Source organism: Sandaracinus amylolyticus, assembly GCF_021631985.1.
In the GTDB taxonomy this organism is placed as follows: Bacteria; Myxococcota_A; Polyangia; order Polyangiales; family Sandaracinaceae; genus Sandaracinus; species Sandaracinus amylolyticus_A.
In genome coordinates, this window is the sequence record NZ_CP070225.1 from 2,578,773 (window position 1) to 2,593,057 (window position 14,285).

The following is a 14,285-nucleotide window of genomic DNA, read 5'->3' on the forward strand; positions in this document are numbered from 1 at the left end:
CGCGAAACGCACGACGGGCCCGGCACCTTCCGATGCCGGGCCCGCTCACGTGTGGCGTCGATGCGACGATCGACTACCGGCGGCGGACCTGGTTGCGGCGGTTCATCATCTCGCGCCGCTGGGCCGCGCGATCCGCGGTCTTGCCGAGCTCCTCCGCGCCGCCGCCCGCGTCGCCGCCGCCACCGAGGTAGCTCGCGAGCGCCGCGATCGTCGGGAACCGGAAGATGTCGGTGATCGTCAGGTCCTTGCCGGTCGCCTGCTTGATCTCGCGGTGCGCCTGGACGGCGAGCAGCGAGTGACCGCCGAGCTCGAAGAAGTTGTCCTGGGTGCCCACCTTCGAGAGCCCGAGGATGCGCATCCAGATCGCGGCGATCTGCTTCTCGATCTCGCTCTCCGCGGCGACGAACTCCGCGGCCGAGGCGCGCCCCGCGCTCTCGTCGGGCTTCGGGAGCTGCTTGCGATCGATCTTGTTGTTCGGCGTGAGCGGGAAGCGCGCGAGCTCCACGAAGTGCGAGGGCACCATGAACTCGGGGAGCGTCACGCGGAGGTGCGCGCGCAGCTTCTCGGGGTCGGGCGTGTGGCCCTGGGCCGCCGTGTAGTACGCGACGAGGCGCTTGTCGCCCGGGTTGTCCTCGCGCGCGACGACGACCACCTCGCGCACGTCCTCGTGGTTCGACAGGCGCGACTCGATCTCGCCGAGCTCGATGCGGTAGCCGCGGATCTTCACCTGGTGATCCACGCGACCGAGGAACTCGACGCGCCCGTCGCCGGCCCAGCGCACGAGGTCGCCGGTGCGGTACATCCGCGCGCCCTCGATCTTCACGAAGGGATCGGGGACGAAGCGCTCCTCGGTGAGGTCGGGGCGCTGCCAGTAGCCGCGCGCGACGCCCGCACCGCCGATCCACAGCTCGCCCGGCGCGCCCACCGGCACCGGCTGGCGCGCGGCGTCGAGCACGTAGAGCTGCGTGTTCGCGATCGGCTTGCCGATCGACACCGTGCCCTCGACCGGCGCCGCGACCTCGGTGGACGACCAGATGGTCGTCTCGGTCGGGCCGTACATGTTCGTCAGTGTCGCGCGCGTCGCCTGTGCGAGCTCCGCGACGAGCGAGCCCGGGAGCGCCTCGCCGCCGACGAACATGTGCTTCACGTGCGCGAGCGCGGTGCGCGCCTCGTCGTTGCCGAGGAGCATGCGCAGCATGCTCGGCGTGCACTGCAGGTGCGTGATGCGGTGCCGGACGATCTGCGCGGCGATCGACCAGTCGTCCTCGTCGACGCGCGGCTTGGGCTCCGCGGCGAGGCGCAGTCGATTGAGGTGATCGAGGTGCGCGAGCACGGTGTCGCTGTCGATCCCGTAGTCGATGAGGCACGCGATCTCGTCGACGCCGATCGCCTTGCACTCGTTCACGCGCTGGAGCGCGCTCTCCGGCGTGCCGAAGAGACCGCTCGTCTCGTAGTAGCGCTCGAACGCGTGATCGAGCAGCGCGTCCGCGTCCTCCTGCGAGAGCGACGTGAAGTTGTCCTCGAAGGTCGCGCCTTCCTTCGCGTGCTTCTTGAACGCGGGGAACGCCCACGCGTGCGCGGCGATGAGGTTCATCGAGCTGCGCAGGTAGTCCTTCATCGGCTCGCGCGCGGTCTCCTTCACGGCGCGCTCGTCGTCTCCGATGAACGTGTGGAGCATGAGGGTGACGTGCCCCTCGCCCTCGTGGCCCGAGTCCTTCCAGGCCTTGCGATAGACCGCGACCTTCTCGCGCACCTCGTCGAGGCTCTGACCGAGCAGGTGCGTGAGGATGCCGGCGCCCATGCGGCCTGCGGCCGCGAACGTCTCGGGGTTGCCCGCGGCCGTGACCCACACCGGCAGCTCGGGCTGCACCGGGCGCGGCAGCGTCTTCACCTTCACGGGGCCCTTCGGGCCTTCGAACTCGAGCGTCTCGCCGCGCCAGAGCTTCCGGACGATCTCGATGTCGCGCACCATCGCGCCCTTCGCGTTCGCGAAGTTCTCGGGGCGCAGCACGAAGTCGTTGGGGTGCCAGCCGCTCGCGAACGAGATGCCGACGCGACCGTTCGAGAGGTTGTCGACGAGCGCCCACTCCTCCGCGACGCGGATCGGGTGGTGCAGCGGGAGCACGCACGAGCCCGAGCGGATCTTCACGTGCTGCGTGACCGCGGCGATCGCGGCGCTCGCGACGCTCGGGTTCGGATAGAGACCGCCGAACGCGCCGAAGTGTCGCTCCGGGGTCCACACCGCCTGGAAGCCGTTGCGATCGGCGAGCTTCGCGCCCTCGAGGAGCAGGCGGTACTTGCCCGCGTTCTTCTCGCCCTCGTCGCTCGCGAAGTAGAAGAGCGAGAACCCGATCTTGCGATCGCTGCCGGGCGCACGACCGCTCGAGACGAGCGCGCGATCCTCGTCGCTCGAGAGCACGACCTCGAAGCCGCGGCAGAGCGTCCAGAAGAGCTCGAGCACCGAGATGTCGAACGAGAGGCTCGTCACCGCGAGCCAGCGCGCGTCCGTCGGTCGCGGGATCACCGGGTCCATGCCGGTGAAGAAGTTCGCGACGTGACGGTGCTCGATCATCACGCCCTTGGGGCGGCCGGTCGAGCCCGACGTGTAGATGACGTACGCGAGGCTCGCGCTGTCGGTCTCGCGCGCCGGGCGGGTGCGCGGCTCGCTCACGAACGACGACGCGTCGGCGTCGAGGCGGAGGATCGTCGCGCCCGTCTGCGGGAGCGCGTGCGCGAGGTGCTCCTTCGTGAGCACCACCTTCGCCTGCGAGTCCTCGACGTAGAGCGCGACGCGATCCGCGGGGTAGCTCGGATCGACGGGCACGTACGCGCCGCCCGCCTTCCAGATCGCGAGCGCGCCGATCACGAGCTCGGGCGAACGATCGACGTGCAGCGCGACCAGCGTGTCGCGACCGACGCCGAGCGCGATCAGCTTGTGCGCGAGCTGGTTCGCACGCTCGTCGAGCGCGCGGTACGTGAGGCGCTCGCGCTCGAACGCGAGGGCGATCGCGTCGGGCGTGCGATCGACCTGCGCCTCGAAGAGCTGGTGCACCGAGCGATCGGCGGGGTAGTCGGTCGTCGTCGCGTTCCACTGGCGGAGCACGCGATCGAGCTCGTCGGCGGGCAACAGCGGCAGGCGCGCGACCTGCGTCGCGGCATCGCTCGCCGCGCCCTGCAGCAGCGTGCCGAAGCGGCCGACCATCTTCTCGAGGTGCGCCGCCGCGACGCGCGTGCTGTCGATGATCAGCGTCGCGCGCGAGCCATCGGGGCTGATCGCGATCTCGAGCACCTCGCCGGCGCGCGGCTTCACGGTGTCGAGCGCGTCGGTCTCCTCGACCGCGATCTCGATCTTCGCGGCGCCGAGGCCCGGCGTACGCGCGACGAGATCGCGCGGGAAGGTGAGGTGCTCGCGCAGTCGCTCGCGATCGGCCGCGATCTTCTCGCGCAGCTCGGCGAACGTGACCGAGTCGCCGAGCTCGACGCGCAGCGGGACCGACTGCGCGAAGAAGCGCTCCACGCCCTGCGTCGCGCTGGTGATCGCGCCGTGGCGATAGCCGACGTCGAACGTGCGGTTGCCCGTGATGCGCGCGAGCCACGCGATCGCGGCGGCGAGCGTCGACGCTGCGTCCATCCCCGCCGGCACCGGCACGGGCGCGCGCACGAAGACGGGCGCCTTGCTCGGCGTGCGATCCGCGTACGGGAGCTCGATCGGCGCGACCTGCGCGAGGCGCTTCGCCCAGAACGTCTCGTGCTTCGCGAGCTGCTGATCGGCCTCGCCGAGGCGCGCCGCGCGCGTCTCTTCGAGCGCGGGAAGACGCGCGCCCTTCACGATGCCGTGCTTCGCGAGCGCGGCGTCGTCCTGCGGGATGCCGCTCACGCACGTCGCGCGGGGGAAGCGCAGCGTGCCCTGGCCCGTCGCGACCTCGATCGCACCGTGCTCGATCGCGACGATCGTGCCCGGCTCGTCGCTCGCCTCGGCGCTCCCCTCGATCACCTCGGGGAGCAGCAGCGGATCGGTCGAGGTCTGCGTCTTCGCCGCGCCGACCGGGTTCGCGTAGCGCGGGCCGAAGTCGAGCGCGCGGATCAGCGCCGCGATCTTCGACGCGGGCTGCGCCCAGTCGATCGTGCACATCGCCGCGGGACGGTCGTAGCGCCCGAAGTACGTGCGCTGCGAGAGGTCCTGCTTGGTGCGCTGCTCGGTGCCGGTGCCGAGCTGATCGACGAGCTCGCTGAACGACTCGATCGCCGCCTCGTAGCAGCGCGTGTTGAGCACCACCGAGGTGTCGCGCTCGCCGATCCCGAACGTGCGCTGCGCGAGGATGTCGCCCTCGTCGACGCCGCCCTCGATGACGTGCCAGCTGATCCCGTGGCGCGGCTCGGCGTTCAGGATCGCCCACATCGGCGCGTTGAGGCCGGCGTAGCGGGGCAGCGGGCCGTCGTGGAAGTTGATCGAGCCCCGCTTCGGCATCGCGAGGACGTCGTCGGGGATGATCGTCAGGTTCGCGATCGAGAAGAGCCAGTCGAACTCGCCTCCTCCGATCGACTCGGTGTGCGCGCGCAGGCGCTCGGCGAGACCCTTGCCCGGCGCGATGCGCGCGACGCCGTTCTGGTCCGCCCACTTCCCGATGCCCTCGTCCGACGAGACGATGCCGAGCACGGCGTGGCCTCGCGCTCGCAGGATGTCGGCGCACTGGATCGCGAGCGATTCGTTGCCGATCACGTAGCAACGGAACGGACTGGACATGGGGCTCCCTTGGCGTGTCGAGGTCGAGTGGCGTTCAGGTCGAAGCGAAGCGCGCGGCCGCGCTCAGCGTCCCGAGCCGATGATCAGCGACGGCACCGTGATCGACGCCGCGGTGATCGGGATCGAGAGGAGCAGCGAGAGCGAGTTCATGACGTCGCGCAGGTCGGCGTGACCGGCGGAAGCAACGTACACGATGTCGCCCGGCGCGAGCACCACGTCATGCGCGTCACCGTCGACGATCGCCGCAACACTGGTCGAATAGACCATCGGATCGGACGCCTCACCGCGGATCACACGGACGTCGCCCCAGTTCCCGTCGCGGGTCACGCCGCCCGCGAGCGAGAGCGCGTGGGTCAGACGCATGCCGGGCCGGAACGCCATGATGCGCGGCGACCCGACCTGGCCGAGCACGCTCACCAGGCGCCCGAGGTCCGCCGGGACGTAGAGCGTGTCGCCGGGGCGGACGCGGATGTTGTGGCGAGGATCGCCGGTGAGCGCGACCTCGAGCGAGATCGGCAGGGCCTCGCCGTTGCGCACGAGGCGCGCGCCGCCGAGGTCGCCCGACGGCATCGAGAAGCCTTCTTCCTCGGCGACCGCTGCACCGCCCGCCGCGGCGAGCAGGTCCGCGAGGCGCATGCCCGGCGTCACCGCCACGCGCCCGGGCGTGCCGACCGCGCCGAGCACGCTCGCGAAGTGCCCGCTGGGCTCGCTCACCACGAGCGACACGCGCGACGTGCGATCGAACTGGCGCATCGCCTCTTCGACGCGACGCTCGGCGTCGGTGAGGTCGAGACCGCCGACCGGCACGTCGCCCGCGAGCGGGATGTGCAGCACGCCGCGCTCGTCGACGACCAGGCCCTCGTACTCCTCGGTCTCGGTGCTGATCAAGCGAAGCGTCACGACGTCGCCCGGGTAGAGCTGCATCGCGGCGGCCGCGTCGTCGGCCATGCCCGGCGGAGTCAGATCGGCGCGTTGGAAGCGCGCGTCCTCGCTCGGCGTGGTGGGCGTGCGTGGCAGGTTCGGCGAACAGCCTGGACCGAGCGAGCCAGCGATCGCCGCCGTGAGGACACAGGAGAAGAGGTTCCAGTGTCGACGGAAAGGCGAGCTGATGGTCATCGGAGTCCCACCTACTCCCCCGGCGACGGGCTTGCAAGCGGCGAGTATCGCCGTTCGGACGTCCGCTCAGAGCTGCGTGATCTCGCGCGGCGGCAACGTGCGACACGTCGGCAGCAGTACGAAGTCACGCAGGGTCACGCCGTCCGCGTCGACGTCGAGGCGATGCACGCCGCGCGCGTCCGCGTCGGGGACCAGGAGCAGGCCGCGAGCGGGATCGAGCGCACCGCTGCCGAGCACGAACGAGGCCTCGGCCTCGAGGAGGATCGCCGTCGAGGCAGCGTCGAGATCGAGCAGCGCGACCACGTCGCGGCCGCTCTCGCCGCGAGGATCGGCGACGTAGATCGCGCGTGATGCGTCGAGGGACACGAGGCCGGTGGTGGGCGAGGGCGCGCTCTCGTGATCGGATGCGCGCCACACGCGATCGAGCGTGATGCGTCCGTCGGGATCGATCGCGACGCGCGCGATCCCCGCCTCGCGACGTCGCTCGAGGCCGGGCGCGAATGCGTCGCCGGTGCAGAGGATCATCGCGCGATCGGGCACGCCGGGGATCGCGCGTACGCCGTGGCACCCGCTGAGCCCATCGAGCGTGACGAGCTCGGCCCGAGCGCGCGCGACGGGATCGACGACCGCGAGCGCTCCGTCGCCGGTGAGCGTGAAGTCGGCGCTGAGGCGCTGGAGCCCGACGAGCACGCGGCGCGCGCCGCTCGAATGCGCGATCGGGACGAGCGTGGTCGGGCGCGCGTAGATCGGCGTCCCGTCGGGCGCGCTGGTGTCGGCGGCGAGATCGATGCGCGTGAGGACGAGCCCCTGCGCGACGTCGACGACGACGACGTCGTTGCCGCGTGCGAGCTCGGGCGCGTCGGGATGAAAGCTCGGGTTCGCGCGGGCGACGAGCGCGATCGGGCCGTCGATCGCGAGCACGTCCTGCACGTTGGGCGAGTGACCGCTCGGCGCCTCGGGATCGTCGCCCCGCAGATCGATCTGCCGCACCGCGCCCGTCGCGTAGGCCGCGAGCGTGAGGCGATCGGCGTTGAAGCGCTCGAGCAGCGCGAGCGTGCCGGGCTCGGGGGTCGCGACGACCACGACGTCGCCGCCGAGGCCCGCGGCGATGCCCGAGGCGCGCGTGCCCGAGTCGATCCACGACTCGGTGATCGCGTCGCCATCCTCGTCGAGCAGCGCGATCGCGGTCGACGCGTAGTCCGAGAGCACGACGCCGAACGCCGGGGCGCGCGAGATCGGCGCGAGATCCGCGACGTCGCAGGGACGCTCGGTGCCGCACGCAGCGAGCAGCACGAGCGAAGCGAGGATCGAGCGAGACACCGGCGACCTCCGAGGCGGGGCGCCCTCCCACGGGACGCCGTGTGCCGTCGCGCGGATCTCGCGCGACACCGTCGGCAGGTCTTCGGGCTCGCAGGCGCTCGGATCGCGATCGATCCGGTCTCTACTGGCCGTCGCTTCCCAGAGGACCATTCCTCCAGTGCTCGGGACGGCGTTCGTTCCTGCACACCGCTGCGGGGCAGCTCCGGATTCGCACCGGATTCCCTCGAGGCGCGCGGTCCCACCGCACGCACCGCTGGCGAGCGCGAACGTGGCGGGCGCAGCGGGAGCCGTCAAACCGGGGCCGGATGGAAATCCGCGCCCGTCCGGCGTACCAGCGGGAATGCGTGATGCGGTGAGGCTCCCACTGGTGTGCGCGGCGTGCCTGCTCGCGCCGGGCTGTTATCTCGCGCACACGCTCGACGAGCCTGCGCCGATCGACGCGAGCGTCGTGGATGCGCGTGTGTCGCGTCCCGACGCGGGCCCGCCGCCGCCGCCCGAAGAGCCGCCGCCCGGCACGCGCGTCGTGCAGATCGCGGCGGGCGGGGATCACGTCTGCGCCCTCAGCGAGCAGGGCGCGCTCTACTGCTGGGGCGAGAACGAGATCGGCCAGCTCGGCGTGAACGAGCGGCGCTCGACCACGCGACCGCTGCGCGTTCACGGCCTGCCGCGCGTCGCGTCGGTGAGCGCGGGGCCGAGCCACACCTGCGCGGTGGACCTCGACGGCGGGCTCTGGTGCTGGGGCTTCGACTACTACCGTCAGCTCGGCGTCGCGCGCGAGGACGTGCCCGACTGCGGTCGCGCGGTGTGCAGCCCGATCCCGCTGCGAGTGCCCGACCTGCCTCCGATGCGACGCGTGTGGATCGGCGTCCACGCCACGTGCGCGGAGCTCGCCCCGGGCGACGAGCTGCGCTGCTGGGGCAACGACGCGGCGTCCCGCGCGGTCGTGCGGTCCGGGCTGCGCCAGGCGCGCGACCTCGGGATGGGGCTCGGACACGCGTGCCTGTGGCTGCCGGATGGACGCGTGCGGTGTGTGGGCGACGCGACGTTCGGGCGCTCGGGCGACGAAGGACGGGGCGACGGCTTCGTCGATCTCGAGGGCGTGATCGACATCGAGGTGGGGACGGATCACGCGTGCGCGCTGCTCGCCGACACCCGCGTGCTCTGCTGGGGATACAACTGGGACGGCGCGCTCGGCATCAAGGAGGGGCTGCCCTACTGCGTGCACGGCGACACCGGCGGTCCGTGCGCCATCGCGCCGGTCGCGCCCACGGGCGAGCCCACCGGGACCGCGCTCTCGATCGGGAGCCATCGCTCGTGCGTGATCGAGACCGGCGGCGGGGTGACGTGCTGGGGCCCGTGGACGATCGACGGCAGCACGAGCTGGTGCGGCGGCGGAGCGCTCCCCGACGAGTGCGATCCGACGCCGACGCGCGTGCCCGGCCTCGAGGCGGCGCGCGCGATCGCGACCGGCGACAGCGTCGCGTGCGCGATCGTCGAGAACGGCGGCGTCGCGTGCTGGGGCTGGGGCTCGCACGGACAGCTCGGGCACGGCCGCGAGGAGGGCGCGATCGTGCGCGAGCCGGTGCGCGTCATCGGCTTCGGCGAGTGAGCCAGGCCTCGAACGCGCGCGCCTCGGCGCGCGGATGGAACGCGTGCATCGGGACCTCGCGGTGGTACGCGCGGAAGAGCGCGGCGAACACCCGGGGATCGAGCTCGGCACGGTGGGCGGCTTCGTCGCTGCCCGCGATCAGGCGCTCGAACCGGAGGCGCGCGACGAGGAGCGCCTGCATGCGCGCTCCGTCGGGATCGACGCGCGCGAGCGCATCGCGCGTGGCCTCGTCGAGCGCGGGATCGCCGGCGGCTTCGCGCAGCGCGGCGACGGGATCCTCGGCGCGCATCGCCGCCGCGAGGATCTGCTCGAGGCGCGCGCGGCTCATCGTCCGGCCCTCGCGATCGCGCCGCGGATGCGCGTGAGCTCCTCGTCGAGGGCGCGCGCGGTCGCGGCGTCGGGGACGGTGCCCTCCATGCGCTCCAGCGTCACGCCGCGCAGGTGAGCGCAACGCGGGAGCACTTCGTCGAGCAGCGTCCACACCGGCTCGGGCACCGCGTCGTCGTGACCATCGAGCCGCATCGTGCGGCCCGACGGGAGCCAGCGCGGATCGCTCTCGCGCCCGCCGCTCACGTGGAGCTCGATCACGCGATCGAGCGGCGCACGCGCGAGCCACGCGTGCGGATCGAAGCCGTGGAGCAGCGACATCGTGTGCAGGTTGTGCAGGTCGAGCAGCAGGTGACGCCGCGGTGCGTCGAGCGCGCTCGCGAGCAGGCGCGGCTCGTCGAGGGGATCGCCGAGCACGAAGTAGACGACCGAGTTCTCCACGCCGACGTCGGGCACCACGCGCGACATGAGCTCGAGCCGTGCGCGCAGCGTCGTGGTGGTCCGCGCGTCGTAGGGCATCGGCATCGGGAGCGCCGTGACCTCGCCGCCCAGCGTCGTCGCGCCGAGGTGATCGGTCCACCACGCGTAGCCGAAGAGCGCGGCGTCCTCGCGCATCCGCTCGAGCCATGCGCGGGTGCGCGCCTCGTCGCCCTCGCTGCAGGTCGAGAACCCGACACCGTGCGCGACCACCGGCTTGTCCCACGCGCGCACCGCCGCGAGGAAGCGCGCGTGGAAGCCGTTCGGCACCAGCGCGCCGTCCTCGCGATCGATCCACGTCGTCTCGGGCGTGATCTCGAGGTAGTCGGCGCGGCGCGCGATCCGCGCCACGCGCGCCAGCGTCTCGTCGTCGGGCGGCAGCGCGAAGCCGACGCCGATCACGGCGTGAGATACCAGTCGAGGAAGCGCGCGCTGCGCTCGGGCACGTGGCCCATGCCGCACGCCATCATCAGCGACGTGTCGCCCTCCCGCCGGCGCTCCTCTTCGGTCAGCTCGACCTGGGTGCCGCAGCCGCCGCCGATCGCCCAGCGGCTCCCGGGCACGCGACCGCGCCGCCATCGCTCGATGCCGAGATCGCGCAGCGTGTCGCGGAATTCGCGATGGCTCGCGAACACCGCGGGGGCGAGCGCGACGGCGGCGCGATCCGAGACGTCGCGCGTTCCGATCGCGAGCTCGACGCGCTGGCGTCGATCGATCGGCAGCGCGGCCAGCGCGACCGCGGCGCGACGGCGCAGCGCGGCATCGTCGGGCGCGAGCGCACCGTGCACCATCGCCGTCAGGGCCGCGATGCGCTGATCGATGACGGTGTTCTCGCGCGCGACCCGCTCCTCGTAGGACATCTCTTCGTCGCGCTGGAAGATCCAGTACTCGGGCACCTCGGGGAGCGCTCCGTCGATCGCGCGCGCCGTCGCGGGCACGTGCTCGGGCTCCACGAGGACCATCAGCGGCTCGCCCGCGGGCGCCTGCGGGACGAGCGTGCGCAGCGTCGACATCGTCGCGCACACGACCTCCGCGAGCGCGAGATCGACGAACGCCTGATCGGGCCCGTGGTTGAGCAGCTCGCCGAACGCGCCCGCGCGCTCCCAGCGAGACTCGCGCTGCGCGGGGATCACGATCACGAGGAGCGGGCGCCCCGCGCGCTGTGCGCGGCGATACGCCTCCGAGAGCGCGGCGAGCCCGGTGTCGTCGCTCTGCGCGAACGCGCGCGCCATCCAGGCCGGGCACGCGAGCACGCCCGCGAGGGTTGCCGCACCACCGAACAGAGCCCTTCGCTTCATTCGATCTCTCCCGTGTCCTGGAACATCTCGATGGTCGCGGGCGCGAGCCTCACTCCGACGTCGTCGACCAGCGCGTCATTCCAGAGCCGCATGTGGATCGTCGTCTCGCTGCCGCTCGGCGCGAGCTCGATGCCGCCCGCGATCGGCCGGTAGGTGCCGCGCGTCGTGCCCTCGGCGGTGCGCAGCAGGAATCCGCCCGCCGCGTCGAGCACGAAGAGCACGTCGGAGTACGCGTACGCGCCGACGAGCGCCGCGGCGTCGGGGATCGCGCCGTCCGGCGCGGGCACCTCGACGACGTCGTCGAGCGTGACCGGCGTTCGATCGCGCCAGGTCTGGTCGCTCGCGGCGAGCGCCTGCTCGAACGAGCTCGCCGCGCGCACTCCGTCGAGCTCGACGCCGTGGAGCAGCGCGGCGATCCACGTGACGCCCGGCGCGTGCAGCGCGTAGCGCGCGTCGCTCAGCGGCTCGACCCGCGCACCGAGCATCTCGCCGAGCGAGAGCGCGCCCGCCTGGGTGCCGGTGATCACCAGACGATCGGGCTCGACCGCGCCGCGCCGCACGTCGCCGTCGGCACCGTGGATCTCGACGAGCTCGCCGGGCACCAGCGCGAGCCGCTCGCGTCCGTCGGGCCGCACCACGTACGCGTCGTCGTCGATCGCGACCGGGACGGGCAGGGCGCTCTCGACGGTCTCGCCCGCGACCTCGAGCGCGATGCCCGCGGCGCGAGCGTCCTCGTCGAGCAGGAGCAGCGCGGTCTCCTCGGCATCGGGCGCAGCGCACGAGCCCAGGGTCAGGAGCAGCAGCGCGAGCGCACGGGCAGGGGATCGTCGCACCTCTCGCCTCCCTCGGTGACGGTGCTGACCGAGACAGCTCGGAGCAGCTTGGGTTCCGCCTGGGACGAGCGAGGGTACGTTCGGATCTCAGCCGAGCTTCTTGAGGCGCGCGTACTCGCCGTCGCCGGCGCGCTCGAAGCCGTCGGCCTCCATCGCGAGCTTCAGCGCGGTCGTGCGCTCGCGTCCTCCCGCGGGCGGGAAGATGCGCTCGATCAGCGCCTCGGCGCGGATGACGTCGAGCGCGCGCGTGATCACCAGCGCGTCGGTCGGCGCGGTGTCGGTGATCAGGATCGGCGAGAGCCGTGCCGCCCCGGCGCGACCTCCGTGCAGCGAGAGCGCCTGATCGACGTGCTCGCTCTCGCCGCTCGCCACCGAGACCGCCGCGACGTCCGCACGATCCTCGATCACGGCCGCGAGCGCCGCGGGGTGGGTCCCCACGAAGTCCTGCGACACGAACGTGCGATCGAGATCGATCCCCCGCTCCCGCAGGTGCTGGGCGACCAGCAGGTACCCGCCGATCGATCGCCGATCGACCCACGCCGCGCGCTTCCCCGCGAGCCCCGCGATCGAGACGTGCGCGTCGGCGCGTGCGATCAGCGCCGAGCGATACGTCGATCGCCCGGCGCGCACGACCTTGAACACCGCGCGCGCGTCGTCGGCGACGTGCGCGCAGATCGCCGCGGGCGCCCACAGCAGCTCGGCCCCCGCATCGCGCGCCACGCGCTCGAAGGTCGCGTAGTCGGGCGCGACCTCGACCTGCACCCGATCCCCGAGGTCGTTCGAGAGCGAGCGCTCCAGCAGCTCGCCCCGGGCCTGGGCGCGCGCGACACCGACCGAGGGCGGGACCAGGAACCGCAGCACAGCTCTGGGCAGGCTAGCAGCCCCGGTACGGGACGCCCGGCGTTGCCTCGGGATCGTCACTCTCGTACAGTGCGCGCGAATGTCGGCGAATCCGCCGGGCGGCGCGCGCATCCACGCGCCTGCGACTCGTTTCACGCCTCCGCTGACCGTCGAAGAACGTCGCGTCGTATCGTTCGACGGCACCGACATCGCGTACCACCTGGTCGGTGAGGGGCCGCCGATCCTGCTCGCGAACGGGCTCGGCGGGTCGTGGCGCGCGTGGACCCACCAGCTGAGGCACTTCTCGGACCGGTACCGGTTCGTGTCGTGGGACCAGCGCGGGCTCTACCGCTCGGGCCCGCCCCCCGATCGCGGTGCGCTCGACATCCCGGCCCAGGCGCGCGACGCGCTCGCCGTGCTCGACGCCGAGGGCCTCGACCAGGTCGCGATCTGGGGCTGGTCGATGGGCGTGCAGGTCGCGCTCGAGCTGTGGCGCCGGGCGCCCGAGCGCATCGCGTCGATCGTGCTGATCAACGGCGTCGCGGGGAAGCCCTGGGACACGCTCGCGAACGTGCCCAAGGTCGGGCTGCTCGCGCCCTACGTGCTCTCGACGCTGCGGCGCATGCCGCTGCTCGTGTCGTCGGTCACCCAGCGCGCCGTCGCGTTCAAGAGCACGCCGCAGTGGGCGATGCGCCTGGGCCTCGCGAGCCGCACCCTCGACGTCGCGATCTTCGAGGAGCTCGCGGGCTCGTTCGGCGGGCTCGACATGGGCATCTACGTGCACACGCTCGAGCAGATCGGAGAGCACGACGCGCACGACGTGCTCCCGACCGTGCGGGTGCCGCTGCTCATGCTCGCCGGCGGGCGCGACCTGATGACGCCGCGCAACGCGGCCGAGCGCATCGTGCGCGAGGTGCAGGGCGCCGAGCTGCTCGTGGTGCCGGGCGGGACGCACTACCTCGCGGTCGAGTATCCCGAGCTCGTCAGCCTGCGCATCGAGCGCTTCCTGCGCGATCGCGGGTATCCGCCGCGCGGCGAGTCGCGGCGTCGATCGTCGCGTCCTCCGCCGTTCGGAGGCGCGCGGTGATGCGCGCGCTCGTCCTCGGCGCGCTCGCGTCGCTCGCGATCGCGTGCTCGGGCAGTGGCGAGAGCGCTCCGAGCGCGTCGGTGCAGGCGGACGCGGCGGCGCTGCAGGAGCTGCTCGGGAGCGACCCCTCGCGCACCGTGCTGCGCGAGGTCGAGGACGCGGTCGACGGAGAGCGACCGGTGATGGCCGCCGAGATGATCGAGTCCGCGGCCGCGCCCGCGGTGCGACGTCAGATCGAGCGCCTGCAGCACGCGTCGGTGTCGACCCAGGAAGGGCGCCGCCTGCGCACCCGCGCGGTGCGCGTCCATCGCGAGCGCCTCACGGCCCTCGAGCGCTACGGCCAGCTGCTCGCGCGCGGCATCGGCACCGAGGACACCGAGCTGCTCGACGCGATGCACGCGTACGCCGACGCCGAGCTCGCGATCGTCGCGCTGCACGACGATCTCTCCGCGATCCGCCCGCTCGCGGCAGGCGCCGACGACGAGCGCGAGGCGCGCCTCGGTGGTCTGCCTCCGCTGCGCCGCGACGAAGAGCCCGTCGACGAAGGCGAGGCGCGCCCCACGCTTCCGCCCGAAGGTCCCGCCCCGAGCGCCGGCGAGCCCGCCGAGCCGCTGCCCGAATGACGACGAGGGAG

The 14,285-nt window shown here is 72.7% G+C and carries 11 protein-coding genes and 1 riboswitch; of the genes, 3 read left to right on the top strand and 8 right to left on the bottom strand.

The window, feature by feature from the left end:
* Positions 1 to 73: 73 nt before the first annotated feature.
* The 3 genes from I5071_RS10630 to I5071_RS10640 form a co-directional block, all read right to left on the bottom strand.
* Positions 74 to 4,744 (bottom strand): MupA/Atu3671 family FMN-dependent luciferase-like monooxygenase, encoded by a 4,671-nt coding sequence (locus I5071_RS10630; protein WP_236605314.1) that lies wholly within the window; start codon positions 4,742 to 4,744, stop codon positions 74 to 76.
* 63 nt (positions 4,745 to 4,807) lie between these two features.
* Positions 4,808 to 5,860 (bottom strand): SLBB domain-containing protein, encoded by a 1,053-nt coding sequence (locus tag I5071_RS10635; protein ID WP_236605315.1) that lies wholly within the window; start codon positions 5,858 to 5,860, stop codon positions 4,808 to 4,810.
* 66 nt (positions 5,861 to 5,926) lie between these two features.
* The gene (locus tag I5071_RS10640) at positions 5,927 to 7,180 is read right to left on the bottom strand and encodes a hypothetical protein (protein WP_236605316.1); all 1,254 of its coding nucleotides are present in this window, start codon (positions 7,178 to 7,180) and stop codon (positions 5,927 to 5,929) included.
* A 55-nt stretch (positions 7,181 to 7,235) separates the two neighbouring features.
* A riboswitch (cobalamin riboswitch) is annotated at positions 7,236 to 7,450 on the bottom strand.
* A gap of 82 nt (positions 7,451 to 7,532) precedes the next feature.
* On the opposite strand from I5071_RS10640, the gene I5071_RS10645 reads away from it, so the two are divergent.
* A complete protein-coding gene (locus I5071_RS10645) occupies positions 7,533 to 8,789 on the top strand; it encodes an RCC1 domain-containing protein (protein WP_236605317.1) in 1,257 nt (418 codons plus the stop codon).
* Here I5071_RS10645 and I5071_RS10650 read toward each other — a convergent pair.
* From I5071_RS10650 to I5071_RS10670, 5 genes are all read right to left on the bottom strand, one after another.
* Positions 8,770 to 9,117, bottom strand: coding sequence for a hypothetical protein (locus I5071_RS10650; protein WP_236605318.1), 348 nt, complete (start codon positions 9,115 to 9,117; stop codon positions 8,770 to 8,772). The genes I5071_RS10645 and I5071_RS10650 overlap by 20 nt on opposite strands.
* The gene (locus I5071_RS10655) at positions 9,114 to 9,995 is read right to left on the bottom strand and encodes a DUF692 domain-containing protein (protein ID WP_236605319.1); all 882 of its coding nucleotides are present in this window, start codon (positions 9,993 to 9,995) and stop codon (positions 9,114 to 9,116) included. Before I5071_RS10655 ends, I5071_RS10650 begins: the two co-directional genes overlap by 4 nt.
* Entirely contained in the window at positions 9,992 to 10,891 is a 900-nt protein-coding gene (locus I5071_RS10660) for a hypothetical protein (RefSeq protein ID WP_236605320.1), read from the bottom strand. The genes I5071_RS10655 and I5071_RS10660 overlap by 4 nt, the downstream gene beginning before the upstream one ends.
* Positions 10,888 to 11,724, bottom strand: coding sequence for a hypothetical protein (locus tag I5071_RS10665; RefSeq protein WP_236605321.1), 837 nt, complete (start codon positions 11,722 to 11,724; stop codon positions 10,888 to 10,890). Before I5071_RS10665 ends, I5071_RS10660 begins: the two co-directional genes overlap by 4 nt.
* An 87-nt stretch (positions 11,725 to 11,811) precedes the next feature.
* Complete coding sequence (locus tag I5071_RS10670) at positions 11,812 to 12,585, bottom strand: phosphate/phosphite/phosphonate ABC transporter substrate-binding protein (protein WP_236605322.1); 774 nt, start codon at positions 12,583 to 12,585, stop codon at positions 11,812 to 11,814.
* A 79-nt stretch (positions 12,586 to 12,664) separates the two neighbouring features.
* On the opposite strand from I5071_RS10670, the gene I5071_RS10675 reads away from it, so the two are divergent.
* Both I5071_RS10675 and I5071_RS10680 read left to right on the top strand, forming a co-directional pair.
* The gene (locus tag I5071_RS10675; RefSeq protein ID WP_236605323.1) at positions 12,665 to 13,651 is read left to right on the top strand and encodes an alpha/beta fold hydrolase; all 987 of its coding nucleotides are present in this window, start codon (positions 12,665 to 12,667) and stop codon (positions 13,649 to 13,651) included.
* A complete protein-coding gene (locus I5071_RS10680) occupies positions 13,651 to 14,274 on the top strand; it encodes a hypothetical protein (RefSeq protein WP_236605324.1) in 624 nt (207 codons plus the stop codon). Before I5071_RS10675 ends, I5071_RS10680 begins: the two co-directional genes overlap by 1 nt.
* The last annotated feature ends 11 nt before the right edge of the window (positions 14,275 to 14,285 follow it).